The organism is Bradyrhizobium sp. HKCCYLRH3061, from assembly GCF_051168015.1.
GTDB lineage: Bacteria > Pseudomonadota > Alphaproteobacteria > Rhizobiales > Xanthobacteraceae > Bradyrhizobium.
The window spans coordinates 92,873-119,526 of record NZ_JBNPUE010000015.1; the positions used below are offsets into that span (position 1 = coordinate 92,873).

General features: G+C 66.9%; 24 protein-coding genes. 10 read left to right on the forward strand and 14 right to left on the reverse strand.

Going from position 1 to position 26,654, the window contains the following annotated elements; translation table 11 throughout:
• Positions 1–71 precede the first annotated feature (71 nt).
• Positions 72–1,727, forward strand: a complete 1,656-nt coding sequence (locus ACQR2C_RS23280) for a regulator (protein WP_434882206.1) — start codon at positions 72–74, stop codon at positions 1,725–1,727.
• A 316-nt stretch (positions 1,728–2,043) separates the two neighbouring features.
• Here ACQR2C_RS23280 and soxA read toward each other — a convergent pair whose 3' ends face one another.
• From soxA to ACQR2C_RS23325, 9 genes are all read right to left on the reverse strand, one after another.
• Complete coding sequence (soxA, locus tag ACQR2C_RS23285) at positions 2,044–2,820, reverse strand: sulfur oxidation c-type cytochrome SoxA (protein WP_434882207.1); 777 nt, start codon at positions 2,818–2,820, stop codon at positions 2,044–2,046.
• Complete coding sequence (gene soxZ, locus ACQR2C_RS23290) at positions 2,820–3,140, reverse strand: thiosulfate oxidation carrier complex protein SoxZ (protein WP_434882208.1); 321 nt, start codon at positions 3,138–3,140, stop codon at positions 2,820–2,822. Before soxZ ends, soxA begins: the two co-directional genes overlap by 1 nt.
• Entirely contained in the window at positions 3,140–3,628 is a 489-nt protein-coding gene (locus tag ACQR2C_RS23295; RefSeq protein WP_434882209.1) for a SoxY-related AACIE arm protein, read from the reverse strand. The genes soxZ and ACQR2C_RS23295 overlap by 1 nt, the downstream gene beginning before the upstream one ends.
• Positions 3,629–3,634: 6 nt before the next feature.
• Positions 3,635–4,078 carry a sulfur oxidation c-type cytochrome SoxX gene (soxX, locus tag ACQR2C_RS23300; protein WP_434882210.1) on the reverse strand — a complete coding sequence of 148 codons (444 nt, stop codon included), beginning with the start codon at positions 4,076–4,078 and terminating at the stop codon, positions 3,635–3,637.
• Positions 4,065–5,342: an FCSD flavin-binding domain-containing protein gene (locus tag ACQR2C_RS23305; protein ID WP_434882245.1), complete on the reverse strand. Its 1,278-nt coding sequence runs from the start codon at positions 5,340–5,342 to the stop codon at positions 4,065–4,067. The genes soxX and ACQR2C_RS23305 overlap by 14 nt, the downstream gene beginning before the upstream one ends.
• A gap of 55 nt (positions 5,343–5,397) precedes the next feature.
• Positions 5,398–7,581 carry a molybdopterin cofactor-binding domain-containing protein gene (locus ACQR2C_RS23310; protein WP_434882211.1) on the reverse strand — a complete coding sequence of 728 codons (2,184 nt, stop codon included), beginning with the start codon at positions 7,579–7,581 and terminating at the stop codon, positions 5,398–5,400.
• A gap of 10 nt (positions 7,582–7,591) precedes the next feature.
• The gene (locus ACQR2C_RS23315) at positions 7,592–8,041 is read right to left on the reverse strand and encodes a (2Fe-2S)-binding protein (protein ID WP_315802480.1); all 450 of its coding nucleotides are present in this window, start codon (positions 8,039–8,041) and stop codon (positions 7,592–7,594) included.
• 136 nt (positions 8,042–8,177) lie between these two features.
• Positions 8,178–9,578 (reverse strand): MFS transporter, encoded by a 1,401-nt coding sequence (locus tag ACQR2C_RS23320; RefSeq protein WP_316218354.1) that lies wholly within the window; start codon positions 9,576–9,578, stop codon positions 8,178–8,180.
• Between the two features lie 129 nt (positions 9,579–9,707).
• Positions 9,708–10,340, reverse strand: coding sequence for a GntR family transcriptional regulator (locus ACQR2C_RS23325; protein ID WP_315802482.1), 633 nt, complete (start codon positions 10,338–10,340; stop codon positions 9,708–9,710).
• A 117-nt stretch (positions 10,341–10,457) separates the two neighbouring features.
• On the opposite strand from ACQR2C_RS23325, the gene bioB reads away from it, so the two are divergent.
• The 4 genes from bioB to ACQR2C_RS23345 all read left to right on the forward strand — a co-directional run bounded on the left by bioB (position 10,458) and on the right by ACQR2C_RS23345 (position 14,644).
• Positions 10,458–11,507, forward strand: coding sequence for a biotin synthase BioB (gene bioB / locus ACQR2C_RS23330; RefSeq protein WP_434882212.1), 1,050 nt, complete (start codon positions 10,458–10,460; stop codon positions 11,505–11,507).
• A gap of 100 nt (positions 11,508–11,607) precedes the next feature.
• Complete coding sequence (locus ACQR2C_RS23335) at positions 11,608–12,753, forward strand: 8-amino-7-oxononanoate synthase (RefSeq protein WP_434882246.1); 1,146 nt, start codon at positions 11,608–11,610, stop codon at positions 12,751–12,753.
• On the forward strand, positions 12,750–13,382 hold the full coding sequence (bioD, locus tag ACQR2C_RS23340) for a dethiobiotin synthase (protein ID WP_434882213.1): 633 nt from the start codon (positions 12,750–12,752) through the stop codon (positions 13,380–13,382). The genes ACQR2C_RS23335 and bioD overlap by 4 nt, the downstream gene beginning before the upstream one ends.
• Positions 13,379–14,644, forward strand: a complete 1,266-nt coding sequence (locus ACQR2C_RS23345) for an adenosylmethionine--8-amino-7-oxononanoate transaminase (protein ID WP_434882214.1) — start codon at positions 13,379–13,381, stop codon at positions 14,642–14,644. Before bioD ends, ACQR2C_RS23345 begins: the two co-directional genes overlap by 4 nt.
• Before the next feature lie 107 nt (positions 14,645–14,751).
• Here the strand turns inward: ACQR2C_RS23345 and ACQR2C_RS23350 are convergent, their stop codons facing one another.
• On the reverse strand, positions 14,752–15,822 hold the full coding sequence (locus ACQR2C_RS23350) for a glycosyltransferase family 4 protein (RefSeq protein ID WP_434882215.1): 1,071 nt from the start codon (positions 15,820–15,822) through the stop codon (positions 14,752–14,754).
• Positions 15,823–16,114: 292 nt separating this feature from the next.
• Here ACQR2C_RS23350 and ACQR2C_RS23355 point away from each other — a divergent pair, with 292 nt between their 5' ends.
• The 4 genes from ACQR2C_RS23355 (at position 16,115) to ACQR2C_RS23370 (ending at position 22,081) form a co-directional block, all read left to right on the forward strand.
• On the forward strand, positions 16,115–17,878 hold the full coding sequence (locus ACQR2C_RS23355) for an ABC transporter ATP-binding protein (protein ID WP_316183537.1): 1,764 nt from the start codon (positions 16,115–16,117) through the stop codon (positions 17,876–17,878).
• Between the two features lie 72 nt (positions 17,879–17,950).
• A complete protein-coding gene (locus ACQR2C_RS23360) occupies positions 17,951–20,152 on the forward strand; it encodes an amylo-alpha-1,6-glucosidase (RefSeq protein WP_434882216.1) in 2,202 nt (733 codons plus the stop codon).
• Between the two features lie 47 nt (positions 20,153–20,199).
• Positions 20,200–20,658, forward strand: coding sequence for a PRC-barrel domain-containing protein (locus ACQR2C_RS23365; protein ID WP_315802550.1), 459 nt, complete (start codon positions 20,200–20,202; stop codon positions 20,656–20,658).
• Between the two features lie 97 nt (positions 20,659–20,755).
• On the forward strand, positions 20,756–22,081 hold the full coding sequence (locus ACQR2C_RS23370) for an MFS transporter (protein ID WP_434846982.1): 1,326 nt from the start codon (positions 20,756–20,758) through the stop codon (positions 22,079–22,081).
• Positions 22,082–22,095: 14 nt separating this feature from the next.
• Here the strand turns inward: ACQR2C_RS23370 and ACQR2C_RS23375 are convergent, their stop codons facing one another.
• The 4 genes from ACQR2C_RS23375 to fixL all read right to left on the reverse strand — a co-directional run bounded on the left by ACQR2C_RS23375 (position 22,096) and on the right by fixL (position 25,531).
• Entirely contained in the window at positions 22,096–22,803 is a 708-nt protein-coding gene (locus ACQR2C_RS23375) for a helix-turn-helix domain-containing protein (RefSeq protein WP_434882247.1), read from the reverse strand.
• Between the two features lie 112 nt (positions 22,804–22,915).
• Positions 22,916–23,320 (reverse strand): response regulator, encoded by a 405-nt coding sequence (locus ACQR2C_RS23380; RefSeq protein WP_316183541.1) that lies wholly within the window; start codon positions 23,318–23,320, stop codon positions 22,916–22,918.
• 77 nt (positions 23,321–23,397) lie between these two features.
• Complete coding sequence (fixJ, locus tag ACQR2C_RS23385; RefSeq protein ID WP_316183542.1) at positions 23,398–24,015, reverse strand: response regulator FixJ; 618 nt, start codon at positions 24,013–24,015, stop codon at positions 23,398–23,400.
• Positions 24,008–25,531, reverse strand: a complete 1,524-nt coding sequence (gene fixL / locus ACQR2C_RS23390; protein ID WP_434882217.1) for a sensor protein FixL — start codon at positions 25,529–25,531, stop codon at positions 24,008–24,010. Before fixL ends, fixJ begins: the two co-directional genes overlap by 8 nt.
• A 271-nt stretch (positions 25,532–25,802) precedes the next feature.
• Between fixL and ACQR2C_RS23395 the strand changes: the two genes are divergently transcribed.
• Positions 25,803–26,636 (forward strand): universal stress protein, encoded by an 834-nt coding sequence (locus ACQR2C_RS23395; protein ID WP_315802493.1) that lies wholly within the window; start codon positions 25,803–25,805, stop codon positions 26,634–26,636.
• The last annotated feature ends 18 nt before the right edge of the window (positions 26,637–26,654 follow it).

Below are 26,654 nucleotides of genomic sequence, written 5' to 3' on the forward strand. Positions count from 1 at the left end.
AGACGAGCTGAAAGATCTGAGACGGATGAGTTTGATCATGTAGTCGCTGCAGGCAACAGGGGAGCAAGGCGATGAGCGGAAGCGGGACGGCAAGCTCGACAAGTGCGGATTTCAAACCGGTGCTCTGGACACAAGGGGACTGGAACGCGTTCTTCGGTTTCGGCACCAACATCCTCGTCAACATGCTCGTCCTCACCGGGCTGTTGCGCTTCGTGCTGAAGATGCCGGACAGCCTGGTGTTCGGCCGCATCCTGCCGGCGCTCGGTCTGATGATGTGCCTGTCGACCCTGTATTACGCGTTTCTCGCCTATCGCCTCGCCAAGAAGACCGGACGCAGCGACGTCTGCGCGCTGCCGTCCGGCGTCAGCGTGCCGCACATGTTCATCGTCACCTTCGTGATCATGCTGCCGATCACCTTGAAGACCGGCGATCCCTTGAAGGGCTGGTCGGCCGGCCTCGTCTGGGTGTTCTTCCAGAGCTTCATCCTGATGATCGGCGGCTTCGTCGCCCCCTATATCCGCAAGATCACGCCGCGCGCGGCGCTCCTCGGCACGCTGGCCGGCGTCTCCGTCACCTTCATCTCGATGCGGCCGGCGCTCGAGATGTACATGACGCCGCAGATCGGCCTGGTGTGCTTCGCGATCATTCTGGTGAGCTGGTTTGGCGGCGTGAAATATCCCAAGGGGCTGCCGGCCGGGCTCGTCGCCATCGCGGTCGGCATGGTCATCGCCTGGGGCTCGAACCTGTTCGGCCTCGGTCTCGGCGGCCTCAGCGTCAAGGGCGTCGGCGACGCCTTTGCGAGCTTCGGCTTCTCGGTGCCGCTGCCGGCGTTCGGCACGGTGTTCTCAGGCTTCGAATATCTCGGCGTGATCCTGGTGACCGCGATCCCGTTCGGCATCTACGACCTCGTCGAGGCCATGGACAATGTCGAGAGCGCGGAAGCCGCGGGAGACGAATATCCGACCACGCGCGTGCTGACCGCCGACGGCGTCGTCAGCCTGATCGGCTGCATGATGGGCAATCCCTTCATCAACGCCGTCTATATCGGCCATCCCGGCTGGAAGGCGATGGGTGGCCGCATCGGCTACTCCGCGGCGACCGGGCTAATGGTGATCGTGCTGTCCTGGCTCGGCATCATCTCGGTGCTGCTGGCGCTGGTGCCGGTAGTCGCGATCTCGCCGATCCTGCTCTACATCGGCATGCTGATCGGCGCGCAGGCGTTCCAGACCACGCCGGTCAAGCACGCGCCGGCGATCGTGCTCGCCTTCACGCCGCATCTCGCCGCCTGGGCCAAGCTGCAGATCGACACCATGCTGGCCTCGACGGTGACCGCGGCGCAGAGCGTCGGCGGCCTCGCGGCCGACAAGGTCGATGCGGTCAAGACCGCTGCGATCGCGGCGCTGCCGCAGCAGGGCGTGCTGTATCACGGGCTCGAAGTGATGGGCGGCGGCTCGATCCTGGCCGGCCTCGTGCTCGGCGCGATCGGGGTGTTCGTCATCGAGCGCGACTTCACCAAGGCGGCGGCGTTTGCGCTCGCCGGTGCGGTCATGACCTATTTCGGCTTCATGCACGGCGAGGCGGTCGGCATCGGTAGCGGTTTCGGCGTCACGCCGGCGGTGGCGCTGGCCTATGTCGTGGTCGCGGGCGGATTGTTCGCACTGGGGCGGCTCGGCATGTCCGAGAGCTACGTGCCGCATGCGGAGATGCAGGCGGCGCCGGCGGAGTAGTCCGATGACTCACGACCACCGTCATTCCGGGGCAAGGCCGCAGGCCTTGAGCCCGGAATCTCGACGTTGTCTTGCGTCGGTTTCTCACAAGCTCGGGCTTCCAGGTTCGATCGTCAACGCGCAGCCGCTTTGCGCCTTCGCGTTGCCGATCGCCCCGGAATGACGGTGAACGCCGGCAGGGCGAACACCGACGCATCCGGATCGGTCCGATGCGTCCCTGCGCATGCGGATCGGTGAAGGAGAGGCGGGGCATTGCGGCTCCGTTGCCCCATCAATCCGATCTTGGTCGGCCGCGCCGTGGTTTGGTCCGACGTACTCATGGCCGCACCGCCGGCGCGTCCATCGGCATGCCACGCGCGCGCGACATCAGGTAGAGCTCGAGCGCGATCATGTCGGGCGCGTCGAAGTCGAAGGCTCGCGCGCGCACGCCGGTCATGCAGCCGCGCAGGCGGCGCTGCAGCGAGCCCATGCCTTGCCATTCCAGCCGGTAGATCGGATAGCCCGTCGGCTGTCCCTGCGTGATCGCGGAGCCGGCGAGATGCTTGCTCCAATTGTCATCGTGACAATTGGTGCAGGCGAGATTGAGCTGGCCTTGCCGCTGAAAAAACAGCTCGCGACCGCGCGCGATGAAGGGCTTGAGCCGCGGATCGTCGCCAGCGGTGATCGGCATCCCGCGCGATTGCTTCGCGATCAGCGCCGTCAGCGCCAGCAGCTCGCGGCTTTCTGCTGCGAACGGCGCCGCCTCCTGATGTTGTTTGCGGCAGAGATTGACGCGCTGGCCGAGATCGACCGGCGCACCGCTGGCGGCATTGAAGGCGGGATAGCGCGCGGCGACGCCCTTCATGCTGACATCGACCGCGCCATGACAATCGCCGCACGCCTTGTTGGCCGTGCCTGCCTTCGTCGTCCACAGCGCCTCACCGTCGAGCACCGACAGCATCGCCGGATTGGCGGTGTCGTCGTCCTGCATCGCCCTGGTGTCCGACGACATGAAGTCATAGCCGGAGCGGCGCTCGGACTCTGCGATCTCGCCGGCAAGCACGGGCAAGGTCAGGACGATCACCGTGACGACAGTGAGAAACGCAGACCGCATCATTCGATCGTGATCGCGGCGGTGGTGGTGGCGACGAACCCGTTGTCGCCGATCCATTCGAACTCGAAGCGGCCGCTCTCGGTAGCCATGGTGAAGAACGACAGGAACGGATTGGCGGCGATGGCCGGATAGAGATCGGCGCGAAAGATCTCGGTGCCGTTGAAGCGGCAGGTGAAGCTGGTGATGATGTCGCGCGGGATGGCTTCGCCTGCGGCCGTATGGCGATAGCCCGGCTCCATGACGTGGCTCATCAGCGTCTTGATCTCGATGACGGCGCCGCGCTTGGCCTTGGCGGGAACGTTGACGAGGGCGGCAGGCATCACGGCATCTCCTCGGTGCAGGCGGCCAAGGTCACGATGACGTCGACGCTCGCCGACCAGAACGAGCCGTCGGAGAGCTTTGCGATCGCCACGACCTTCTGGGTGTCGGCGAGCCGGATGCGCGTCGTGACCTGGGCACGGCCGGCGCTCGCCGTCAGGTGAAAGCTGGCGACGTTGGGCTGCGGGTTCTTCTCGTTGAAGACGTGGATGCTCTTGACGAAATTGTCAGGCGTCATCGGGTGATCGACGCTGACGGTCATCGGCACTGTATTGCCGTTCTCGACCAGCGGCGGGATGTCTAATCGGATCTTGCCGGCGTTCACCTTTGCCTCGCCGACGAGGTTGCGGATCGCCGACGCCAGCATCGCCGGCGTCGCCTGCGCAGGCCGGACCGTGATCAGCGGCAGCGCGCCCGCGGCGGTCAGCGTTCCCGCCAGTTGCAGCAGGTGGCGGCGGGAAATGTGGGACGGTTCGAACATGCCGGTCATATGGGCTCACTCGCGCAAGGTCGCGAGATAGGCGACGATGTCTTCGATCTGCTCCGCCGACAGGATCGGTTTGTCGCGCCAGGCGGAACCGACGCGCGTCAACCCGTCAATGCGATAATAGGACGGCATGATCGTTTCCGGATTGAGTCGGGAGGCATCGACCAGCCGCAAGCGGAGCTGCGGGATCGTCGAACGGCTGCCGGCCCCGGCAAGGCTGGGTGCGAGATCGCCCTGGAAGCGCACCTCCGCGAACGGGCCGGAGTGACAGAGGATGCAGGTCGAGCTGCGCGCGAGGACGAGTGCGCGGCCGCGGGTAGCGTCGCCGGGCCGTCCGGTGAGGGACGAGGCGATGCCGTCGCCGGTGATCGTAGCGGGCGCGAGTGTCTGCGCCGCGACAGCGGCGGGCAGGGCGGCCACGAGCGCGGCGATGACAAGGCTAGCCGAAGGCATCGTGGGTCAGCGCCTTGAACCAGGCCGTCGCCGCGGCGGCCTCACGCGCGCGCGTCTCGCGCGATGCGTCGATCGGGCTGGCCCGTCCGCCCTCGATCTCGGCGAAGATGTCTCCCTTGGGCTGGTAGACGCCGGCGAGCGAGAACGCGTCGTCCGGCGCGACGATGCTGTAACAGATGCCGGTCAGCGGCGGCGGCTCCGACCGCCGTCCCGTCAGATCGCGCGCGATCACGGCCGCGCACGCCTTGCCCTGCGCCTGGGCGGCGCCGGCCGATTTCGGGATGCCGCCGCCGAGACAGGCGTCGCCGATGACATGGACGTCGGGGACGAGCTTCGAGGCGAAGGTCGCGGCATCGATCGGGCACCAGCCGGTGCGGTCGGCCGCGCCGGCGAGAGCGGCAATGCGGCCGGCCTTCTGCGGCGGGATGATGTTGGTCACATCGGGATTGTAGTTGCCGAACTCGGTGACGACGGTACGCGTGGCGATCTCGACGCCGGTGACGCGGCCGCCCTGCGACAGCGGAATGCGCTCGATCATGCCGGGGTAGAGCTGCTGCCACGCCTGCTCGAACAGCTTCTGCTGCGAGAAGCTGTCCTTGGCATCGAGGATCAGCACCTTCGACTTCGGCTTGTGCGCCTTGAGATAATGCGCGATCAGGCTGGCGCGCTCGTAAGGCGCGGGCGGACAGCGCGACGGATTGGCCGGGACGGCGATCGCGACGGTGCCGCCATCCGGCATCGCCGCGATCTGCGTCCGCAGCAGCAGCGTCTGCTCGCCGGCCTTGTAGGCGTGCGGCATGACCGCGGAGGCGGCCTCGTCGTAGCCCTGCAGGGCCGTGAAATCGAGGTCGATGCCGGGCGCCAGCACGAGGCGGTCATAGGCCAGCGTGGTGCCGTCGGCGAACGTGACCTTGTGGGCCGGCACATCGACCGCCGTGGCCGCCCGCAGCACAGTGCTCACGCCTTCGGCTGCGATCTTGTCATAGCCGAACTGCTGGGCACTGATATCGCGCAGGCTAGCGATGACCTCGTTGCTGAGCGGACACGCCGTGAAGGTCTCGTTGGCCTCGACCAGGGTGACGTCGAGCTTGCCATCGGCTTGGCGCAGCGCGCGGGCGCAACTGGCGCCGCCGAAGCCGCCGCCGATCACGACGACGCGCGCCATCGCTTGTGCGCGCAGCACGGCAGGGGCGGCGATCATGGCAACTGACGCCGCGATCAGGCCGCCGACCTCTCTGCGCGTGCGCTGCCGGGACATCGTCATCATCCTGCAATAGCACGGCGGCGGCCATTGGTCCCAACGGCCGCCGCCACGCGGGTCATGCGAAGGTGATGTTCTGGTCGCGCAGTGGCAACGAGCGGATGCGCTTCCCGGTGGCGGCAAAATACGCATTCAGGACGGCGGGCGCGGCGACGCCGATGGTCGGCTCGCCGACGCCGCCCCAGAACCCGCCGCTCGGGATCATGATCGCTTCCACCTTCGGCATCTCGGCGATGCGCATCGAGTTGTACGTATCGAAGTTGGTCTGCTCGATGCGGCCGTCCTTCACGGTGCAGCCGCCGTAGAACAGCGCCGAGAGGCCGTAGACGAACGAGCCGGCGATCTGCCGCTCCACCTGCGCCGGGTTGACGACGTAGCCGGGATCGGTCGAGGCGACGATGCGGTGGATCTTGATCTTGCTGCCGTCGATCACCGAGATTTCGGCAGCACCCGCGACGTAGCTGCCATAGCCGTGCAGGTGAGCGAGGCCACGGTACACGCCGTCGGGCGCCGGCGTGCCCCAGCCGATCTTCTCCGCGACAGCGTTGAGCACCGCGAGATGCTTGGGATGATCGGCCATCAGCTTGCGGCGGAAGTCCAGCGGGTCCTGGCCGGCCGCGTCGGCGAGCTCATCCATGAAGCATTCGAGATAGATCGCGTTCTGGTTCACGTTGACGCCGCGCCAGAAGCCCGGATTGATGTGCGGGTTGCGCATCGCGTGTTCGATCAGCAAATTCGGCACGGAGTAGCCGATCGTGGCTTCGCCTGATGGCGCGAGGCCCTGGAAAGTCGCGGGATCCTTGCCGTTGACCAGCGCGTCGGGCCGCAGGCTGAACAGGATCGACTGGCCGGAGATGCGCATGTGCAGCGCCGTCAGATTGTTGTCGGCGTCGAAGCCGCCGGTCAGCTTGCACTGCGTGATCGGGTGATAGCGGCCGTGGGTCATGTCCTCCTCGCGCGACCACAACAGCTTGATCGGCGTGCCCGGCATCTCCTTGGCGATCTTCACCGCCTGGCGGACATAGTCGGTCTGGCCGCGCCGGCCGAAGCCGCCGCCGAGGATCAGCTTGTGCACCTCGCATTTGTCGGCGGGCAGCCCTGAGGCTTCCAGCACCGCGGCGAACGCCGCCTCGCCGTTCTGCGTGCCGCACCACACCTCGCATCGCTCGGGCGTGTAGAGCGCCGTCGCGTTCATCGGCTCCATCGTGGCGTGGTTCTGGTACGGGTAGTTGTAGACGGCCTCGACCTTCCTGACGGCGCTCGCCAGCGCCGCCTTGGCGTCGCCGTTCTCGTTGCCGACGAAGGCGGGGCCGGACTCCAATCCTTCCGCGAGCCATTTGGCGATCGAGGCCGAGGAGACCTTGGCGTTCTCGCCTTCGTCCCACACGATCGGCAGCGCGTCGAGCGCCGTCTTCGCGTGCCACCAGGTGTCGGCGACCACGGCCACGGCGGTGCCATCGATCGCGACCACCTTCTTGACGCCCTTCATGCCGGCGATCTTGGCCTCGTCATAGCTCTTCAGCTTGCCGCCGGTGACCGGGCAATCCTTGATCGCGGCATTGAGCATGCCGGGCAGCTTCATGTCGGCGCCGTAGATCATCGCGCCGGTGACCTTGTCGGCGGTGTCGAGCCGTCTCACGCCCTTGCCGATCAGGGTCCAGTCCTTCGGATCCTTCAGCTTCACGTCGGCCGGCGGCGTCAGCTTGGCCGCGGCTTCCGCGACCTTGCCGTATGTGGTGGTCTTGCCCGAGGCCTTGTGGGTGATGACGCTGTTGGCGGCTGTGCATTCGGCCACCGGCACCTTCCATTCGTCGGCCGCGGCCTGGATCAGCATCATGCGCGCGGCGGCGCCGCCCTTGCGGACGTAGTCCTGCGATGCGCGGATGCCGCGGCTGCCGCCGGTCGAGAAATCGCCCCACACCCGCTTGCGCGCGACGTTCTGGCCGGGCGTCGGATATTCGGTCGTCACCTTGCTCCAGTCGCAGGCGAGTTCTTCCGCGACGAGCTGCGCGAGACCGGTCAGCGAGCCCTGGCCCATCTCGGAGCGGGCGATGCGGATCACCACGGTGTCGTCGGGGCGGATCACGACCCAGGCGTTGACCTCGGGCGAGCCATCCGCGGCGCGCACGATCTGCGGCCCGCCGAAGGGAATGTCGAGGCCGAGGGCGAGGCCGCCGCCGAGCGCGGCGGTGCCGATGACGAAGGACCGGCGGTCGAGGCGCGGCGTCACATGCTGGTTCATGCCGTCCTCCTCAGGCGTTGGCGGCGGCGTGGATCGCCTCGCGCACCTGCGCGAAGGTTCCACAGCGGCAGATGTTGGTGATGGCGTCGTTGATGTCCTGATCGCTCGGCTTCGGATTGTCCTTGAGCAGTGCCGCGACGGCCATGATCATGCCGCTCTGGCAGTAGCCGCATTGCGGAACGTCGTTCTCCACCCAGGCCTGCTGCACCTTGTGCAGCCCGGTGTCGCTCGCGAGCCCCTCGATGGTGGTGATCTGCTTGCCCAGGGCCTCGGAGACGGTGACGCCACAGGAGCGCACGGCCGCGCCGTCGAGATGCACGGTGCAGGCGCCGCATTGTGCAATGCCGCAGCCATATTTGGTGCCGGTCAGTCCGGCGTTCTCGCGGATCGCCCACAGCAGCGGCGTGTCGGGCTCGACGTCCAGGGTATAGGATTGTCCGTTGATCGTGAGGTTTGCCATCGCAGATCCCTTTCGTTCAACGCGCCAGTTGAACAGAGGGCGGCACTGTGGCGCGAACGTTTGCATCCTTCAAATCAAGAATATGCGTTTGCCGCGCGCAGGATTTGTGATGGGCCCGGCTTGTAGTTGCGTCGGCTCATGGGCCGCGCGGCGGAGCGACGGCAAGCCGCAGGAAGCTCATCACGCTGCCGAGCGCGGCGAAACCGGCGCCGAGGGCCAAGGCAAGGGTGGCTCCTTGGTGCCCCGCAAGGCTGAAGCACAAGGCGGCGAGCGCCGCGCCGGTGGTCTGGCCGGTCAACCGGGCCGTGGCGACGATGCCGCTGGCGCCGCCGCTGCGGTGCGGCGGGGCGCTTGACATGATGGCCTTCATATTCGGCGCCTGGAAGAAGCCGAACCCGATGCCGCAGATCAGCATGCGCCAGACGATGTTCGCGATGCTCGGGTTCTCCGGCAGCATGGCGAGCAGCGCCATGCCGGAGCCGAGCATCACCAGGCCGATGCCGCCGAGCAGGCCGGCGGGAAAACGGTCCGACAGCCGGCCGGCGATCGGCGCCATGATCGTGACTGCGAGCGGCCAGGGCGTCATGAAGAACCCGGTCTCGACCTGCGAGCGCTGGAGAATGTCCTCGAAATAGAACGGCAGCGACACGAAGCCGAGGCCCTGCACCGAGAACGAGCACACTGCGGTCGCGGCCGACAGCGCGAACACGCCGCGGCGGAACAGGTCGATCGGCAGCATCGGCGCCGGGTGGTCGGCCTGGCGGCGGGCCAGGATGACGCCGAGCACGAGCGCTGCGACCAGTTCGGCGACCACCATGGCCGGCGTCGCGCCGTGCGCGGCGCTGCCGATGCCGGTGATGAACAGGCCGAGGCAGAGCGCAGCGAGGGCGGCGCCGAGAAAGTCGAAGCCGTGCTCGGCGCGCGGCGTCCGTGGCAGCATCCTCATGCCGATCGCGATCGCGATCAGGCCGAACGGCAGGTTGATCGCAAACAGCCACGGCCAGGAGCCGAGCGAGAGAATGGCGGACGCGATCGTCGGGCCGAAGGTGAAGGAAATGCCGACCACCAGCGCATTGTGGCCGAGGCCGCGTCCCAGCATCTTGCCGGGATAGACGTAGCGCACCAGCGCGGTGTTGACGCTCATGATGCCGCTGGCGCCGAGGCCCTGCAGCGCGCGGGCGATCACCAGCGTCGGCAGCGACCACGCCAGCGCGCAGCCGACCGAGGCCAGCGTGAACAGCAGCAGGCCGCCGAGATAGATGCGCTGATGGCCGACGATCTCGCCGAGCGCGCCGAGCGGCAGCAAAGTCGCGACCAAGGCGATCTGATAGATGTTGACCACCCAGACCACCTCGGCCGGGGAGACGTGGAGATCGGCCGAGATCGACGGCAGCGCGATGTTGGCGATGGCGACGTCGAGCGAGGCCATCGACAGCGCCGTGAAGATCGCGGCGATGGCCCAGGGCCGCTTGCCGGGCGGCAGGCCATCGGTGGTGCCGTCGCCGGCGAGCTTCGAAGCGTGGTGGCGGTCGGACATGAGACCTTTGGAGACCTTCGGTTCGCGGGGCGCGTCCGGATCAGCATGTACACGGGAGCAGGCGAGCGCCCCAGCCGTCGCGGGCGCATGGCGGTATGCGCCCGGTCGCAAGGAACGGGTCGAAGCTGGCTACACGCCCGGCCTTGCCAGCCGTTCGATCGTCTGGTTGTGCCGCGTCAGGAGCTCGCAGGCGTGGCCGATCTGGCGGGCGCGCAGGGCCTGCAGGATCAGCCGGTGATCCTGGTTGGTGCGCGGACGCCAGCCGGCATTGCGCGCCATCGCCAGCACCAGCCGTGAATTCGCCAGGCGCAATCCGTCGAGGCTCGCCAGCAGCCGCGGCATCGCGCAGGGCGCGACCAGCGCGCGGTGGAAGGCGCGGTTCGCGGTCTCGAATTCCTGGATGGTCTCGGCATTGTCGGCCTCGATCAGCGCGAGCTCGATCGCGGCGAGATGCGTCGGCGTGTAGCGCGGCGCGGCATTGCGCAGCGCGATCACCTCGAGCGCGACGCGCATCTCGACGATCTCCCTGGTCGACTTCGCATCGAGCGGCGCCACCCGCACGCCGCGCCGCGGTGCCGCGACCACGAGATACAGCGCCTCGAGCTGTCGAAATGCCTCGCGCACCGGCACGTGGCTGGATTTGAACTCGCGCGCGACGTGGTCCTGCCGCAGCGGCGCATCCGGAGGGAGCGCGCCACTGACGATCCGTTCGGTGATGGCCTCGGCGATGCGGTGGGCCGTGGTGAGATTCTCGTCCTGCATGGCGATAGATTATCTATCGAAAAAACCGGTGCGATCAAAGCTGCCGTGTCCTACGGTGCTTTGATAGGGGTTTTCATAGATAACACCTATGAAAATCTATAATTTGTAAGGTGTGGCATGACCGTCCCGAGCAACTCGTCCGATCGCCCCGACAACGACGCTGCCGTCCGTCACGACTGGACCCGGGACGAGGCCGAGGCGCTCTACGGCCTGCCATTTCCGGATCTGATGTTCCTGGCGCAGTCGGCGCATCGCCGGCAGTTCGATCCCACCCGCGTGCAGACCGCGAGCCTGCTCAGCATCAAGACCGGCGGCTGCCCGGAGGATTGCGGCTACTGCTCGCAGAGCGCGCATTACGACACCGGTCTCAAGGCGACGAAGCTGATGGACCGCGATGCGGTGGTCGCCACCGCGCGGCGCGCGAAGGCAGCGGGAGCCGAGCGCTTCTGCATGGCCGCCGCCTGGCGCAGTCCCAAGGACCGCGACCTCGATCAGGTCTGCGACATGGTCAGCGCGGTGAAGGATCTGGGCATGGAGACCTGCGTGACTCTGGGCATGCTGACGCCGCCGCAGGCGCAGCGGCTGAGAGAGGCCGGGCTCGACTTCTACAACCACAATGTCGACACCTCGCCCGAGTTCTACGACCGCATCATCGCCACGCGCACGCTGCAGGACCGCATCGATACGCTCGCGCATGTGCGCGAGGCCGGCATCAAGGTGTGCTGCGGCGGCATCATCGGCATGGGCGAGGAGATCGACGACCGGCTCGGCATGCTGGTGCTGCTCGCCAACCTCGCCGAGCATCCCGACAGCGTGCCGATCAACATGTGGAACGAGGTGAGGGGCGTGCCGGTCCACGAGACGGCCACGCGGCCCGATCCGATTGCGCTGGTGCGATTGATCGCGGTCGCGCGCATCCTGATGCCCCGGAGCGTGGTGCGGCTGTCGGCGGGCCGGCAGTACATGAGCGACGAGCTGCAGAGCCTGTGCCTGCTCGCCGGCGCCAATTCGATCTTCATCGGCGACGTGCTGCTGACCACGGCCAACCCCCAGGCGCAGCGCGACGCCGATCTGCTCGCGCGGCTCGGCATGACCTCGTCGCTGTCGGCGCGTCCGGTCGCACCGGCCGCCGCCAGCGAAAGCGCAGACGCATCGTCCCCGGCCTGATTCGAACCTCATCGCGAGTTCGGCGCGACCGCGCCCACGGAACTGCCTGGTCGTGCCGGTCCACGCCCGCGGCTGACCGAAACAGAGCGGAGCCATGTCCATGCTGTCCGACAGGTTGGCGATCTATTCCGACGGCCTGCAGAGACTCGCGGCCGATGACCGGTTGCGGCAGCTCACTCCACCGGCCGGTCTCGATTTCTCCTCCAACGACTATCTCGGACTGGCGCAGGCGCCACGCATCAAGCGCGCGGTCGCCGCGGCCATGGAGGCCGGCACGCCGGTCGGCGCCGGCGGCTCGCGCCTGCTGCGCGGCAATTGCGACGAGCACGAACGGCTCGAGGCGGAGGCCGCGCGCTTCTTCGGCGCCGAGCGCGCGCTGTTCTTCGGCTCCGGCTACATGGCGAATTTCGCCGTGCTCACCACATTGCCGCAGCGCGACGACCTGCTGGTGCTCGATGCGCTCGTTCATGCGAGCACCCATGAGGGCGCGCGTGCCGGTCGCGCCGAGACGTGCCAGTTCATCCACAACAACGCGCAGTCGGCCGAGGACGCGATCCTGACCTGGCGCAGGGACGGCGGTGTCGGCCAGCCCTGGATCGTCGTCGAAAGCCTCTACAGCATGGACGGCGATCTCGCGCCGCTGGCGGATTTGATGGCGATCGCCGAGCGCCACGACGCCTTTCTGCTGATCGACGAGGCCCATGCGACCGGGGTCCACGGCGCGCAGGGCCGCGGTCTCGCCGCAGCCTATGAGGGACGCGAGAGCGTCGTCACCGTTCACACCTGCGGCAAGGCGTTGGGCGCGGCCGGCGCATTGGTCACCGCAAGCGGCGTGCTGTGCGACACGCTGATCAATCGCTGCCGGCCTTTCGTCTTCAGCACGGCGCCGTCGCCGCTGATGGCGGTGGCGGTGCTGGAGGCGCTTGCGATCCTGCGCGACGAGCCGGAGCGGCAGCAGCGGCTGGCGCAGCTCGTTGGCTTCGCCCATCGCGCGATCGACGCGCGCTTCGGTGAAAGCTGGTCGCCGTCGCAGATCATTCCCTGCGTGGTCGGCGACAATGCGCGCGCGATGAGCCTCGCTGCCGCGCTGCAGGCGCGAGGCTTCGACGTCCGCGGCATCCGGCCGCCGACAGTGCCGCCTGGCACGGCGCGGCTCCGGCTGTCGCTGACCTTGAACGTCGACGAGGCCGCGATCGTGGCGCTGCTCGATGCGCTCGCCGACGAGATCGGGAGGCTGGGGGCATGACGCCACGCATCGTGGTCACCGGCACCGATACCGGGATCGGCAAGACGGTGTTCGCGGCCGGCCTCACGGCGCTGCTGGGGGCCTGCTATTGGAAGCCGGTCCAGGCCGGCCTTGCCGAGGAGACGGACTCCTGCCGTGTCCAGCGGCTGGCCGAGCTCGCCGACGATCGCGTGCTGCCCGAAGCCTATCGTTTGCCGGAGCCGGCCTCGCCGGATCGCGCGGCCCGCCTCGCAGGCATCAGCATCGATCCGCTCAGCCTGCATCCTCCGCAGTCCGTCGGCCGGCCTGTCGTGATCGAGGGGGCCGGCGGCGTCATGGTGCCGCTCGATTCCCAGACGCTCTATCTCGATGTCTTCGCGCGATGGCAATTGCCGGTCGTGCTCTGCGCGCGCACCAGCCTCGGCACCATCAATCACTCGCTGCTGTCGCTGGCGGCGCTGCGCAGCCGCCGCATCGACGTGCTCGGCATCGCCTTCATCGGCGACGGCCATGCCGACAACGAGGAGACCATCTGCCGGCTCGGCGGGGTGAAGCGCCTGGGCCGGCTGCCCTGGATCACGCCGCTGACGGCGCGATCGCTGCAGAACGTGTTCGCCACGCAATTCCAGCGCAGGGATTTCGAACCATGATGCGCAAGGCAACCTCGCCGATCTGGCATCCCTTCACGCAGCATGCGCTCCAGCCCGAGATGACGCCGGTCGCGCGCGGCGAGGGCGCCTATCTCTTCACCGCCGACGGCCGGCGGATCATCGATGCGATCGCGTCGTGGTGGGTGGTCACGCACGGCCATTGCCATCCGCATATCGTGCGCGCGATTCAGGACCAGGCCGAGCGGCTGGATCAGGTGATCTTCGCCGGTCACAGCCATGAGCCGGCCGAGCAGGTTGCCGCCGGGCTGCTCGCGCTGGTGCCGCCGAGCCTTGCGCACGTGTTCTTCTCCGACAGTGGCGCCACCAGCGTCGAGGTCGCGCTGAAGATGGCGCTCGGCTATTTCAGGAACATCGGCGAGCCGCGCTCGCGCATCGTGGTGATGCAGCATTCCTATCACGGCGACACCATCGGTGCGATGTCGGTCGGCGCGCGTGGCGTGTTCAACGCCGCCTATGAGCCGCTGCTGTTCGACGTTGCCGTCATCCCGTTTCCGTCGCAGGGCAGGGAACAGGCAACTTTGGACGCGCTCGCTGCGCTGTGTGAGAGCGACCGGCCGGCCGCCTTCATCGTCGAGCCGCTGGTGCTCGGCGCCGGCGGCATGCTGATGTATCCGGCCGCGGTGCTGCGCGAGATGCACCGGATCTGCAAGGCGTTCGGCGTGCTGTTCATCGCCGACGAGGTCATGACCGGCTGGGGCCGCACCGGCACGTTGTTCGCGTGCGAGCAGGCGGACATCGCGCCCGACATCGCCTGCTACGCCAAGGGGCTGACCGGAGGCGCGGTGCCGCTTGCGGTGACGCTGTGCAGTCCGGCGATCTACGAGGCGCACTATTCGACCGACCGCGCCCGCACGTTCTTTCACTCCAGCTCCTACACGGCCAATCCCATCGCCTGCGCGGCGGCCAGCGCCAATCTCGAGCTATGGCGGCAGCCGCAGACGCGGGCCCGGATCGCCGCCGTCGCGGCCGCGCAGCAGCGCTGTCTCGACCGCTTGCGTTACGACGAGCGATTTTCCGCGCTGCGGCGTTGCGGCACTATCACGGCGCTCGATCTCCATGCCGACGAGCCGGGCTACCTTGCCGAGGTCGGTCCCAGGCTGCTGGCGTTTTTCCGCGACAGCGACGTGCTGCTGCGTCCGCTCGGCCATACCATCTACGTCATGCCGCCATACTGCGTCACCTCTGGCGACCTCGAGGCGGTGTATACCGCGATCGACGAGGCGGTCGACCACGTGCTCTGATGTCGCCGATGGACGAGTTCCAGCGCATGTTCGCCGGAGTAGGCTGCTGTCAGCTGAGATGATCAGGAGGCCGGGCAGCTCAGTGCCCGGTCTCGGATTCGATCTACTTATTCAGCGCTGCTGACGAGACGGATGCGCGGCTCCGCCATCTCGATCAGGCTGCGATACGCCGCGAGATAGTCGAGCGCCATGCGGCGTGCGGTGAAGCGGCGTTCGAACTGCTCGCGCACGCGGGCGCGGCTCAGGCCGGACAGGCGATTGACCGCTGCGACCGCGCTAAGCTCGTCCTCGACGACGAAGCCGGTCACGCCGTCGTCGATCACCTCGGGAACCGAGCCGCGATTGTAGGCGATCACGGGCGTGCCGCAGGCCATCGATTCGATCATCACCAGGCCGAACGGCTCCGGCCAATCGATCGGCAGCAACAGGCCGAGCGCACCGGACAGGAATTCCGGTTTCTCGTGGTCGCCGATCTCGCCGATATAGTCGACCAAGGGATTGTCCTTGATTAGGGGATGGATCAGCTGGTCGTAGTAATCCTGGTCGGCGCGGTCGATCTTGGCGGCGATCTTCAGCGGAATCCCACAGCGCATCGCGATCTTGATGGCGCGGTCGACTCCCTTTTCCGGGGCGATGCGTCCGAGCACGGCCAGATAGCTCGGCGTCACAGGCTTGGGCATCAGCAGCCGTTCGGGAAGCCCATGCAGCACGGTGCGCACCCAGTTCGCATTCGGCACCGGTCGGCGCTGCGAGTCCGAGATCGAGACGACGGGAACATCCTTGAAGACCGAAAATACCGGCTGATGCTCCGGCAGGTCGAGCCGGCCGTGCAGGGTGGTGAGGAAGGGGGTGGGTTGCCGGTGGAACAGGGAGAACGGGTAGTAGTCGAGATGGAAGTGCAGGATGTCGAACTGTTCGTCGTCGCATTGCTGCCGTACGTTTTCGAGCATCACCATGTGAAGCGCGTTCGGATCCCTTACCGAGCCGTCGAGGCGCAGAGCCTTCGGCCATGTCGGAGAGAGTTTCGCCGATGTCTGCGAATCGCCGCTGGCGAACAGGGTGACGTCGTGTCCGAGGGCCACGAGCTCCTCGGTCAACCAATGAACGACCCGCTCAGTGCCGCCGTAGAGCTTCGGAGGCACAGCCTCCGTCAATGGAGCTACCTGCGCAATGCGCATCTCGTCGTCTCCTATTCGTGATCATGGATGAAGCCCCCTACCGAATGGCACCGGCACTGCCGAAGCGGGAACGTTGTCGCATGTGCGAAGTTCCCTTGCCCTGATCACTCTTTCTTCGACACAACGTGTTCCTCGGCGTCTCATTGATGCCATCCCTGATCCTCAACGCTGCTGCCGTCATTGTCGAAGGGCAGGGTTGCAGCGCGGCAGCGCAAGGAACCGGACAAACTGTTCATCGTTCAACTCGCCGCAACAGGTGTCGCAACGACGCGCTCATCTCAATGGGAAGATCATGGATCAGCTTTCAGGCTACGCGCACCGGCCCTTTCCTTTCGTGTTGCGCTATCTCATGAGGCGCCCTGCAGCGCATCTCATTATTCTGCTGTCCGTCGTCGGTGCAGTTGCCTGCTCGGTGGGCACGCAATATGGTGTGAAGTCGCTGGTCGACGCGCTCTCCTCCGGGCCGTCGCGTGACAGCAATGTCTGGACCGCGTTCTTGCTGCTGATGGCGCTGATTGCGACCGACAACATTCTCTGGCGCGTCGCGAGCTGGATCGCGAGCTTCACCTTCGTGCGCGTGACCGGAGATCTTCGGCGCGACATCTTCCGTCATCTCACTGGGCATGCGCCGAGCTATTTCGGCGATCGCCTGCCGGGAATGTTGTCGAGCCGGATCACGGCCACGTCGAACGCGGTGTTCACCGTCGAGAACATGTTCATGTGGAACGTGCTGCCGCCATGCCTCGCCACGGTCGCGGCCATCTGCCTGATCGGAACCGTGAGCGGCCCGATGGCGATCGGCCTGCTGCTGATCGCGGCCATGATGGTGGTGGCGATGTTCCGTCTGGCCGCCGCCGGCAAGCCGCTGCACGACGATTTCGCCGACAAGGCTGCGATGGTCGACGGCGAGATGGTCGACGTGATCTCGAACATGCCGCTGGTGCGCGCCTTCTGCGGCCTGCGCCACGAGCACGACCGGTTCGACGCGACCATCGACAGGGAGCTCGAGGCGCGGGGGCGCAGTCTCCGCTACCTCGAGAAGCTGCGCATTCTGCACGCCACGGTGACGATCGTGCTGACGGTCGCGCTCATGGCCTGGGCGATTTCGCTGTGGCAGCGGGGCGGGGCGACGACCGGCGACGTCGTGCTGGTCTGCACGCTCGGCCTTTGCATTCTCAACGCGACGCGCGATCTCGCGGTCGCGCTGGTCGACGTCACCCAGCATGTGGCGCGCATGAGCGAGGCGATCGCGACCCTGTTGCAGCCGCACGAGCTGCGCGATCACCCCGAGGCCGAGCCGCTGGTCAAGAGCGGCGCGGCGATCGCGTTCGACAACATCACCTTCCACTATCCGGGCGGCCACAAGCTGTTCGAGAATTTCACGCTGCGGCTGCAGCCCGGCCAGCGCGTCGGCCTGGTCGGTCAGTCCGGCGGCGGCAAGTCGAGCCTGTTCACGCTGCTGCAACGGTTCTATGATCCGCAAGCCGGTCACATCACGATCGACGGCCAGGACATCGCCAAGGTCACCCAGCAGAGCCTGCGCGAGGCGATCTCGGTGGTGCCGCAGGACATCTCGCTGTTCCATCGCTCCATCCTGGAAAACATCCGCTACGGACGTCCGAGTGCGACCGACGATGAGGTGTTGCGGGCGGCGATCGCGGCGCGTTGCGACTTCGTCGAGACGCTGCCGGAGGGGTTGCAGACGATGGTCGGGGATCGCGGCGTCAAGCTGTCGGGCGGACAGCGCCAGCGCATCGCGATCGCGCGGGCCTTCCTCAAGGACGCGCCGATCCTGCTGCTCGACGAGGCGACGGCGGCGCTCGACAGCGAGTCCGAGGAGGCCATCCGTGAGGCGTTGAGCCGCCTGATGCGCGGCCGCACCGTCATCGCGATCGCGCACCGACTCGCGACCTTGCGGAATTTTGACCGCGTGGTGGTGCTGAAATCGGGCAGGATCATCGAGGACGGCGCGCCCGACCGGCTGATGCAGGACGAGGGCCCGTATCGGGACCTCGTGACCCAGGAGATGAACCGGCTCGCCAAGTTCGCCGCCTGATCGTTGCGTCGGATCGCGTCGAGAACGTGCACTCTCGGTTGTCCGGGCACTTCAATATCGCATGAGGCCAACATGTCCGCCGAAGTCGCAAGCACACTGTCGTTGATCACCCGGACGGACGAGCCTGCCGAGCAGCCGTTCTACATTCCCATGACCGGGCCGGCGGCACGGCCGCGGCGCTCGCTCAAGCATGACGATACGTTCATTGTCCTCGACGGCCATGGCGACATCGGCGCCTCGGCCGGCGGACCGGACGGTCTCTTCAACGCCGATACGCGCTATCTCGCGCGCCTCGAATTGACGCTGGACGACGTTCAGCCCCTGCTGCTCGGCTCGAGCCTGCGTGACGACAACTCCGCGCTGACCGTCGATCTCACCAATCCCGACATCTACAGCCAGGGCCGCCTGGTGCTGCCGAAGGACATGCTGCACATCGTGCGGACGATCTTTCTCTGGCATGGCACGGCCTATCAGCGCATCGGGCTGCAGAACCATGGTGATCGCCACGCCAGCTTCGATCTCAAGCTCACGTTCGACAACGATTTTGCCGACCTGTTCGAGGTGCGGGGCTCGGTGCGGCCCCGCCGCGGGGTCGGCTCGAGCCGGCTGGTCGATCCAGGCGAGGTCGTGCTTCACTATCGTGGGCTGGACAATGTCACACGCACCACGGATATGAGCTTCGATCCGCGTCCGACCAGTCTCACCACCAATGTCGCGACCTATCATTTCGATCTTGCGCCGCAGGAATCTGCGTCCCTGTTCGTGGCCGTGATGTGCAACGCCAAGGCCGGCGAGCGGCCGGGGCGCTTCTTTCGGAGCCTGCTCGCCCATCGGCGCGAGATGCGCCGCTGCACGCACGGCGCCACCACCATCGAGACCTCCAACGACATCCTCAATGAGGTGTTGTGCCAGGCGGCGGCCGACCTCAACATCCTGATGACCGACACGCCGGAAGGACGTTATCCTTATGCCGGCATTCCCTGGTACTCGACGACGTTCGGCCGCGACGGGCTGATCACGGCGATGCAGATGCTGTGGGTCGATCCGCGCATCGCCCGCGGCGTGCTGCGCCGGCTCGCGGTGCATCAGGCGCGCACGACCGATCCGCTGGCCGATGCCGAGCCCGGCAAGATCCTGCACGAGATGCGGGGCGGCGAGATGGCGGCGCTGAGCGAGGTGCCGTTCGCCTGCTACTACGGCAGCGTCGACTCCACCCCGCTGTTCGTGCTGCTCGCCGGCCTCTACATCGAGCGCACCGGCGACATCGACACCCTGCGCGAGCTTTGGCCGGCGATCGAGCTGGCGTTGCGCTGGATCGACGGACCCGGCGATCCCGATCGCGACGGCTTCGTCGAATATCAGCGCGCCTCCGAGCAGGGCCTCGCCAACCAGGGCTGGAAGGATTCCTACGACGCGGTGTTCCATGCCGACGGCCGCCTCGCGGAAGGTTACATCGCGCTTGCGGAGGTGCAGGGCTATGTCTTTGCCGGCAAGCAGCTGGCGGCGCGTTGCGCCCGTCGGCTCGGCAAGGCCGAGATGGCGGACCTGCTCCAGGCCGAGGCCGCCCGTCTCGCGGAACGGTTCGAGGACGCCTTCTGGTGCGAGGATCTGAACACCTATGCGCTGGCGCTCGACGGCCACAAGCAGCCCTGCCGGGTGCGGACGTCCAACGCGGGGCAGCTCCTGTTCAGCGGCATGGTGCGCGAGGACCGCGCCCGCAAGCTCGCCGCTGACCTGCTGCGGCCGCATTTCTTCTCGGGCTGGGGCATCCGCACCGTGGCCTGCGGCGAAGCGCGCTACAATCCGATGTCCTATCACGACGGATCGATCTGGCCGCATGACAACGCGCTGATTGCGCTCGGCCTGTCGCGCTATGGCCTCAAGCATGCGGTTGAGCAGGTGTTCGGCGGCCTGTTCGAAGCGGCGTCCTACATGGATCTGCGCCGGCTGCCGGAGCTGTTCTGCGGCTTCCGGCGGGAGAAGCATCGCGGCCCGACGCTCTATCCGGTGGCCTGCGCGCCGCAGGCCTGGGCCAGCGCGACGCCGTTCACCTTGCTCGAAGCGGCCCTCGGACTCGAGTTCGACGCCGAGCGCGGCCAGATCCGTCTGCGCAATCCGCGGCTGCCGCCTTTCCTCGACTGGGTTGTGCTGCGCGATCTCCGGCTCGGCAGCTCGACGATCGACCTGCGCATTCGCCGCCATGGCGAGGATATCTCGATGGAGGTGCTGCGGCGGCGCGGTCAGATCCAGGTCTCGCTGGTGCTGGCGCAATGATGACGCTGAAACACACTCTTCGCCGGGCTGCTCGCAGTTGCCTCGTCATGCTGCCGCTGCTGATCGGTTCGTATGCAGGCGATGGGCATGCGCAGCAGCCGTCGCCGACACCGCCTGCCAGGGACGCAGCGGCGCCCGCAAAGGAGCCGGCACCGCCGCCCTCGGTCACGATCCTCGGCGCGCGCGATGCGCATGGCGTGCTCGGCCGCGACGTGCGCAGCTCGACCGGCGAGGACATGGGCCACATCGTCGATGTCATCGTCGATCCCACCGGGACGGTGCGCGCCGCGGTGATCGATTTCGGCGGCTTCCTCGGCGTCGGCAGCCGCAAGATCGTGGTCGACTGGACCGCGCTCGACTTCAAGCACATCGCGGAGAAGAGCGACCAGGTCACGCTCGACCTTACCAAGGAGCAGGTGAAGGCCGCGCCCGAATACAAGGAGGACAAGCCCGTCGTCGTGCTCGGCGCGTCCGGCAAGCTGTCACCCTGGGATTTCGATCATTGAGTTGATGCGTGAGATTGCCGGTCCGGCCTGCGCGTGCAGCGGAACACGGTGGGGGATGTTCTGTCCCGTCAGCCTCATGAGTTGAGAATAGAAAGCCATGCCGATTGCACGGCCGTCGAGATCACCTGACCGGGAGCCCGAGCCTGACGGCGCGGCAGAGGCGGGCGCGCGTCCGGATGCAGGGCAGGATCATGGCCCGACGATTGCGAGACCTGCGCCGTCGCGGCAGAGCCTGCGCGGGCTGGACTGGTTCATCTTCTTCCTGGCCGATGTGCAGACCGGCTTCGGTCCCTTCATCGCGGTCTATCTGACGACGCAGAAATGGACGCAGGCCCAGATCGGCCTGGTGCTGTCGATCGGCGGCATCGTCGGGCTGATCGGGCAGATGCCGGGCGGCGCGATCATCGATGCGGCCCGGTCCGAGCGCCGCGTCGCCGGTCTGGCCATCGCGACCATCGGCTGCTGCGCGCTCGCCTATGCCGCTTGGCCGATCTTTCCCGTGGTCGCGGGTGCCGCGACGCTGCATGCGGCGGCGAGCTGCGTGCTCGGACCTGCGATCGCGGCGATCAGCCTCGGCCTGGTCGGGCCGCGCGGCATGGCGGAGCGGCTCGGCCGCAATGCGCGGTTCGCGTCGCTCGGCAACGGCGTGGCCGCGGCCGTGATGGGCACCTGCGGCTATCTGCTGTCCAGCCGCGCCGTGTTCCTGGTTACCTTCATTCTCGCCTTTCCGACGCTGATCGCGCTGTCGCGCATCCGCGAGCGCGAGATCGACGTCGCGCGGGCGCACGGCCAGGCCGATCACGAGGACAAGGAGGTCGCGCGGCTGTCGAACCTGCTCGGCCTGCTGCGCCAGCGCGCGCTGCTCGTCTTCGCGCTCGGCGTGTTCCTGCTGCAGCTCGCCAATGCGGCGATGCTGCCGCTGATGGCCGGCGTGGTGACGACGAAATCGAGCGAGTGGGCGCCGATGCTGATCGCGTTCTGCATCGTGGTGCCGCAGGCGATCGTGGCGCTGACCTCGCCTTCGGTCGGCGCGGTCGCGCAGCAATGGGGCCGCAGGCCGCTGCTGATGCTGGGGTTTGCCGCGCTCGCGACGCGCGGCGCGCTGTTCGCGGTCGTGCACGATCCCTACGTGCTGGTGGCGGTGCAGATCTTCGACGGTGTCACGGCGGCCGTGTTCGCCGTCATGATTCCGCTGACGGTGGCCGACGTCGCCTTCGGCAGCGGACATTTCAATCTGGCGCAGGGAATTGTCGGGACGGCATCCGGGATCGGCGGATCGCTGTCCACCGTGGTCGCCGGCTTCGCCAGCGACCGCTACGGCAGCGCCACTGCATTCATGGGTCTGTCAGGCGTGGCGCTGACAGGTCTTCTCTTGATCGCGCTCTTGATGCCGGAGACCGGGCAGCGCGAGCGCAGGGCATGAACGGGCAGGGCGCCTCAGGCGTCCATGCTGCGCAGGCGCTGGCGGTTGCGCAGCACGATCTGGCGGGCACCGGAGAAACCGAGAACGCCCTGGCTGTGCAACTGCGACAGCGCGCGCGACACGGTCTCCAGGGTCAGGCCGAGATAGTCGCCGATATCGCGGCGGCACATCGGCAGCGCCATCATGCCGGCGACGGCGAGGCGGCGGTCCATCTCGAGCAGGAAGGTCGCGACGCGCTCCATCGCGGTCTTGCGGCCCAGCAGCAGCATGTGGTCCTCGGCATGGCGGAGATCGCCGGCCGTCATGGTCCAGAGCTTGCGGGCGACCGCGACGTCGACACCTGCGGCCTGTTCGAGGCTGCGGCGTTTCACCAGGCGCACGGTGGTATCGATGATGGCTTCGGCGGCGAGGCGGTGCATGGAGCCGAATTCGAGGCCGAAAACGTCACCGGGAAGATGGAAGGCGCCGATCTGGCGGCGGCCGTCGGAGAGCAGCTTGTAGCTGCGAACGGCGCCCGAGATCACCTGGTAGACGTACTCGGCCGGCTCGTCCTCGCCATAGATCTCCTCGTCCTTCTTGTAGGAGAACTCGCTGGCGATCAGCCCGGCGTGGCCGGTGATCTCGGCAAAGGGATTGGCGGCAGGAGAAGGGACGACAGCAGAGGGGACGGCGTGGGGGGCGTTGGTGTTGACGACCGGGTGGGCAATCGACTGATTGAGCATGACCATCTCCTTGCGGCGGATGGCGATGTGGTACATTGCGGCTCCCGTTAAGGACATTTCGGCCGTTATCTTAAGGGGGGTTCCTTACGTAGATGTACGTAGGCCGGCCGGGTCAGACGACGCGCTGTGCGGTACCGGAATGGTCGTTGGCGATCGCCTTGCGGATCCGCTTCACCAGATTGTCGTCGAGCAGCGGCTTGAGCAGGAAATCCTGGATCCCGACGGCCGCCGCGCGCGCCGCAAGCCGGTCATCGTAGTGGCCGGTGATCAGCACCACCGGAGCGGTGGCTCCCTGCTGACGCAACCGTTCGGCGAGCTCGACCCCGTTGATCTCCGGCATCTTGTAGTCGACCACGAAGCAGTCGACGGTCGCATGGTCGGACGCCTTGAGCAGCGCGGTGCCGCTGCGAAACGTGCGCACGTCGAAGCCGTCGGCCTCCAGCAGAAAGCGCAGCGAGCCGAGGACATCAGCATCGTCGTCGGCCACGTAGACCGTGAGTTTTGTGTGAGCCGACATCGCACGTGCCGCGAGAATGTGATGTTGAACCGAGGCACAACATAACACTCGATTCTGTCAAGGTAGCTTGATCTAGCTCAATCCTTCAGCGCGCCTGCGCGCATCGCCAGACGCACCAGCTCGGAGAGGCTGTTCGCTCCCATCTTGGTCATCACGTTGGCCCTGTAGACCTCGATGGTGCGCGGGCTGATGTCGTATTCGCGCGCGATCAGCTTGTTGGAGAGGCCGGCCATCAGCCCATCCATCACTTGGCGCTCCCGGGGGCTCAGGCTGGCGACGCGCGCCAGGATGTCCTGCGTGACCGATTCGTTCTTCGCGGCTGGCTCGGCCTGCTGGATTGCCGTTTCGATCATGGCGACCAGTCGCTCGTCCTCGAACGGCTTCTCCAGAAAATCGATCGCGCCGAGCTTCATCGCTTCGACCGCGAGCGGCACATCGCCATGGCCGGTCATCACCAGGATCGGAAAGCTGCTGCCGGCGGCCTTCATGCGCTTGAGCAGCTCGATGCCATCGATGCCGGGCATCCGCACGTCCGAGACGACGCAGCCGAAAGGGAGCATCGGCAGTTGGCCGAGGAAGACCTCCGCGTTCTCGAACAGCGTGACGTCAAAGCCTGATGAATCGAGCAGGAAGTTCAGCGAGTCCCGCATCGCCTCGTCGTCGTCGATCACATAGACCTTGGCCTGTTCAGCCATCGTGCTCAACCTTGGTTGGGGCAGCCGGCAGGGTGAAGCGGAACGTCGCGCCGCCCGCTTCGTTGTTCTCGGCCCACATGCGCCCGCCATGGGCCTCGATGATGGACCGGCTGATCGAGAGGCCGACTCCCATTCCGGTGTCCTTGGTGGTGAAGAAGGTCTTGAAGAGGTTGGGCATGACGTCGTCGTGGAATCCCGTTCCGGTATCGGACACCGCAACCTCGATCAAGTCGTCGCTGATCTTGCGATTCGTCGCACTGAGCTCGCGGCGTGCGGAATGAGACATCGCCTCGAGCCCATTGCGGAACAGATTGACCAGGACCTGCTGGATCTGGACCCGGTCGGCGAGCACGAGATCGGCATCCGGATTGAGTTGGAAGCGCAGCTGGACGTTCTGCTCGCGGGCGCCGGAAAGGCCGAGCGCGCCGGCTTCCTCGATCAGCTTCGACAGGCTCTCGACCCGCTTCTCCGATTCGCCGCGCGAGACGAAGTCGCGCAGACGGCGGATGATCTGGCCGGCGCGAATCGCCTGCTCGGCGGCGCGCTCCATCGCGCTCTCGATCTTGGGCGTGTTCGGATCGCTGCTGCCGGCCAGCAGCCGGCGCGAGCCTTTCATGTAATTGCTGATCGCGGCGAGCGGCTGGTTCAGCTCATGGGCCAGCGCCGAGGCCATCTCGCCCATGGCGCTGAGGCGCGACACGTGGACCAGCTCCGACTGCAGTTCGCGCAGCCGTGCCTGGGTCTGCTGATGCTCGGTGAGATCATGGGCGAAGCCGGTGAAATAGGGCTTGCCGCCGGACTGCATCTCGCCGATCGACAGATGCATCGGGAACGTCGTGCCGTCGCGGCGGCGGCCGGTCACGATGCGGCCGATGCCGATGATACGGCGCTCGCGGCTGGCATGGTAGCGGGTGAGGTAGCCGGCATGGCGCGAGCGGTCCGGCTCGGGCATCAATTCGCTGACGTCAAGGCCGACCGCTTCTGCCTCGGTGAGGCCGAACATCCGCTCCGCCGCGGAGCTGAAGAACTGGATCGTGCCGCTGCCGTCGATCACGATCATCGCGTCCGGCACGGTGTCCAGGATCGAGCGGAAATGCTGTTCGCGCAGCCGCAGTGTCTCCTCCAGCCGCTTCTCCTGGTCGATGTCGAGGGCGATGCCGCGCAGATGATGCGGCGTGCCGGCCTCGTCGGACACCACGCCGGCGAGCACGCGAATCCAGTGCCCGCCGCCGGACACCTTGAACGACATGTCGAATCCGGTGCTCCGATAGCGCGAATCCTCGATCGCCGCCTCGACCGGCGCGCGATCCTCGGGCGCGAGCAGCGCCAGGAAGGAGCCGTAGGTCACCGGCTGATCGGCCGCCACGCCGAACAGCTTCCGCGTCGTCACCGACCAGTAGAACTCGCCCGAGGCCAGATCGAGATCCCACGCGCCGAAGCCCAGCCTCCGAGCGTCCTCGGGAGCGTCCTCGGGCCTGGCGGATGCATCCGGGAAGGGGTGGGTGAAGTCGCGCAATTCGAAGCCTTTGATCGATTCGCCGTTATCCGATTCGCCGTTACCGCCGCAGCCGGGAGGCCGACCACCGCGGTATCCTATACCAGATTGCGCCGTTGCAACCCGGGCCGACTTAAACTTTGGTTCGACAATTCAAGGCTTTCTCCGATCCTGGGTCGGGTTGCAACGGTGTCCTGCCGTCCATGCTCCCGCGCCGCACCTTGATCTATCTCATCACGGCAGGCGATTTCACCTCTAAGAGTTGCATGGAAGCAATGTTTGGAGAGGCGGGATGACGTTCGCGACTGTCATGGTGAGCCTTGCGCTCAGTCAGCCGAATGAGGCCCGCCTTCGGGTCGCGGCCGACCTGGCGGCGCGCTTTGACGCAGCTGTCATCGGCGTTGCGGCCGCGGAATTCGCGCCGCCGCTGTACTTCACGACCGGCGAGCAGGCGCAGGATCTGATCGAGCAGGGTGAGGCCGCGCTGCGGAATCGACTGGCCGAGCTCGAGCAGGAGTTCCGCACCGCAGTGGGTGACCGGGCTGCGTCGTTGAGCTGGCGCAGCGCCGTGGATTTCCCCGCGCGCTACGTGCTGGCGCAGGCCCGTGCCGCCGACATTCTCGTCACCGGCGGCGTGCCGCCCGGGGTGTCCGATGCGTTCGCGGTGGCCAATCCCAAGGATCTTGTCATGCAGGCCGGGCGCCCGCTGCTCGTGGTGCCGGACAACGTCAGCAGCCTCGATCTCGGGACCGTGCTGGTGGCCTGGAAGGAGACACCGGAGGCGCGCCGCGCTTTGGCCGATGCCCTGCCGCTGCTCGCCAGGGCGAGCGGCGTCGTGGTCGCCGAGATCCCGGAGAACACCTCGGAATATGACGCCTGCGAGGCGCGTCTTGCGGACGTTGTCGCATGGCTCGGCCGTCACAAGATCGTCGCATCGGCGCGCATCGCGGAACCGGGGCCGGGGCGCAACGTTGCGGCTACGCTCGACGCCGTCGCCGCCGATGTTTCGGCCGGTCTCGTCGTGGCGGGCGCCTATGGCCATTCCCGATTCCGCGAGCTCGTGCTCGGCGGGGTCACCGAGCATCTGATGACGCGCAGCGAGCGTTGCGTTCTGCTGTCGCACTGAAATTCGACCCGCTTCATT

What these genes read in the sequence shown, in the direction of transcription:
- ACQR2C_RS23280 (WP_434882206.1), top strand. Translation starts at nt 72, where the DNA reads ATGAGCGGAAGCGGGACGGCAAGCTCGACAAGTGCGGATTTCAAACCG.
- soxA (WP_434882207.1), bottom strand. Translation starts at nt 2,820, where the DNA reads ATGCGGTCTGCGTTTCTCACTGTCGTCACGGTGATCGTCCTGACCTTG.
- soxZ (WP_434882208.1), bottom strand. Translation starts at nt 3,140, where the DNA reads ATGCCTGCCGCCCTCGTCAACGTTCCCGCCAAGGCCAAGCGCGGCGCC.
- ACQR2C_RS23295 (WP_434882209.1), bottom strand. Translation starts at nt 3,628, where the DNA reads ATGACCGGCATGTTCGAACCGTCCCACATTTCCCGCCGCCACCTGCTG.
- soxX (WP_434882210.1), bottom strand. Translation starts at nt 4,078, where the DNA reads ATGCCTTCGGCTAGCCTTGTCATCGCCGCGCTCGTGGCCGCCCTGCCC.
- ACQR2C_RS23305 (WP_434882245.1), bottom strand. Translation starts at nt 5,342, where the DNA reads ATGACGATGTCCCGGCAGCGCACGCGCAGAGAGGTCGGCGGCCTGATC.
- ACQR2C_RS23310 (WP_434882211.1), bottom strand. Translation starts at nt 7,581, where the DNA reads ATGAACCAGCATGTGACGCCGCGCCTCGACCGCCGGTCCTTCGTCATC.
- ACQR2C_RS23315 (WP_315802480.1), bottom strand. Translation starts at nt 8,041, where the DNA reads ATGGCAAACCTCACGATCAACGGACAATCCTATACCCTGGACGTCGAG.
- ACQR2C_RS23320 (WP_316218354.1), bottom strand. Translation starts at nt 9,578, where the DNA reads ATGTCCGACCGCCACCACGCTTCGAAGCTCGCCGGCGACGGCACCACC.
- ACQR2C_RS23325 (WP_315802482.1), bottom strand. Translation starts at nt 10,340, where the DNA reads ATGCAGGACGAGAATCTCACCACGGCCCACCGCATCGCCGAGGCCATC.
- bioB (WP_434882212.1), top strand. Translation starts at nt 10,458, where the DNA reads ATGACCGTCCCGAGCAACTCGTCCGATCGCCCCGACAACGACGCTGCC.
- ACQR2C_RS23335 (WP_434882246.1), top strand. Translation starts at nt 11,608, where the DNA reads ATGCTGTCCGACAGGTTGGCGATCTATTCCGACGGCCTGCAGAGACTC.
- bioD (WP_434882213.1), top strand. Translation starts at nt 12,750, where the DNA reads ATGACGCCACGCATCGTGGTCACCGGCACCGATACCGGGATCGGCAAG.
- ACQR2C_RS23345 (WP_434882214.1), top strand. Translation starts at nt 13,379, where the DNA reads ATGATGCGCAAGGCAACCTCGCCGATCTGGCATCCCTTCACGCAGCAT.
- ACQR2C_RS23350 (WP_434882215.1), bottom strand. Translation starts at nt 15,822, where the DNA reads ATGCGCATTGCGCAGGTAGCTCCATTGACGGAGGCTGTGCCTCCGAAG.
- ACQR2C_RS23355 (WP_316183537.1), top strand. Translation starts at nt 16,115, where the DNA reads ATGGATCAGCTTTCAGGCTACGCGCACCGGCCCTTTCCTTTCGTGTTG.
- ACQR2C_RS23360 (WP_434882216.1), top strand. Translation starts at nt 17,951, where the DNA reads ATGTCCGCCGAAGTCGCAAGCACACTGTCGTTGATCACCCGGACGGAC.
- ACQR2C_RS23365 (WP_315802550.1), top strand. Translation starts at nt 20,200, where the DNA reads ATGCTGCCGCTGCTGATCGGTTCGTATGCAGGCGATGGGCATGCGCAG.
- ACQR2C_RS23370 (WP_434846982.1), top strand. Translation starts at nt 20,756, where the DNA reads ATGCCGATTGCACGGCCGTCGAGATCACCTGACCGGGAGCCCGAGCCT.
- ACQR2C_RS23375 (WP_434882247.1), bottom strand. Translation starts at nt 22,803, where the DNA reads ATGCTCAATCAGTCGATTGCCCACCCGGTCGTCAACACCAACGCCCCC.
- ACQR2C_RS23380 (WP_316183541.1), bottom strand. Translation starts at nt 23,320, where the DNA reads ATGTCGGCTCACACAAAACTCACGGTCTACGTGGCCGACGACGATGCT.
- fixJ (WP_316183542.1), bottom strand. Translation starts at nt 24,015, where the DNA reads ATGGCTGAACAGGCCAAGGTCTATGTGATCGACGACGACGAGGCGATG.
- ACQR2C_RS23395 (WP_315802493.1), top strand. Translation starts at nt 25,803, where the DNA reads ATGACGTTCGCGACTGTCATGGTGAGCCTTGCGCTCAGTCAGCCGAAT.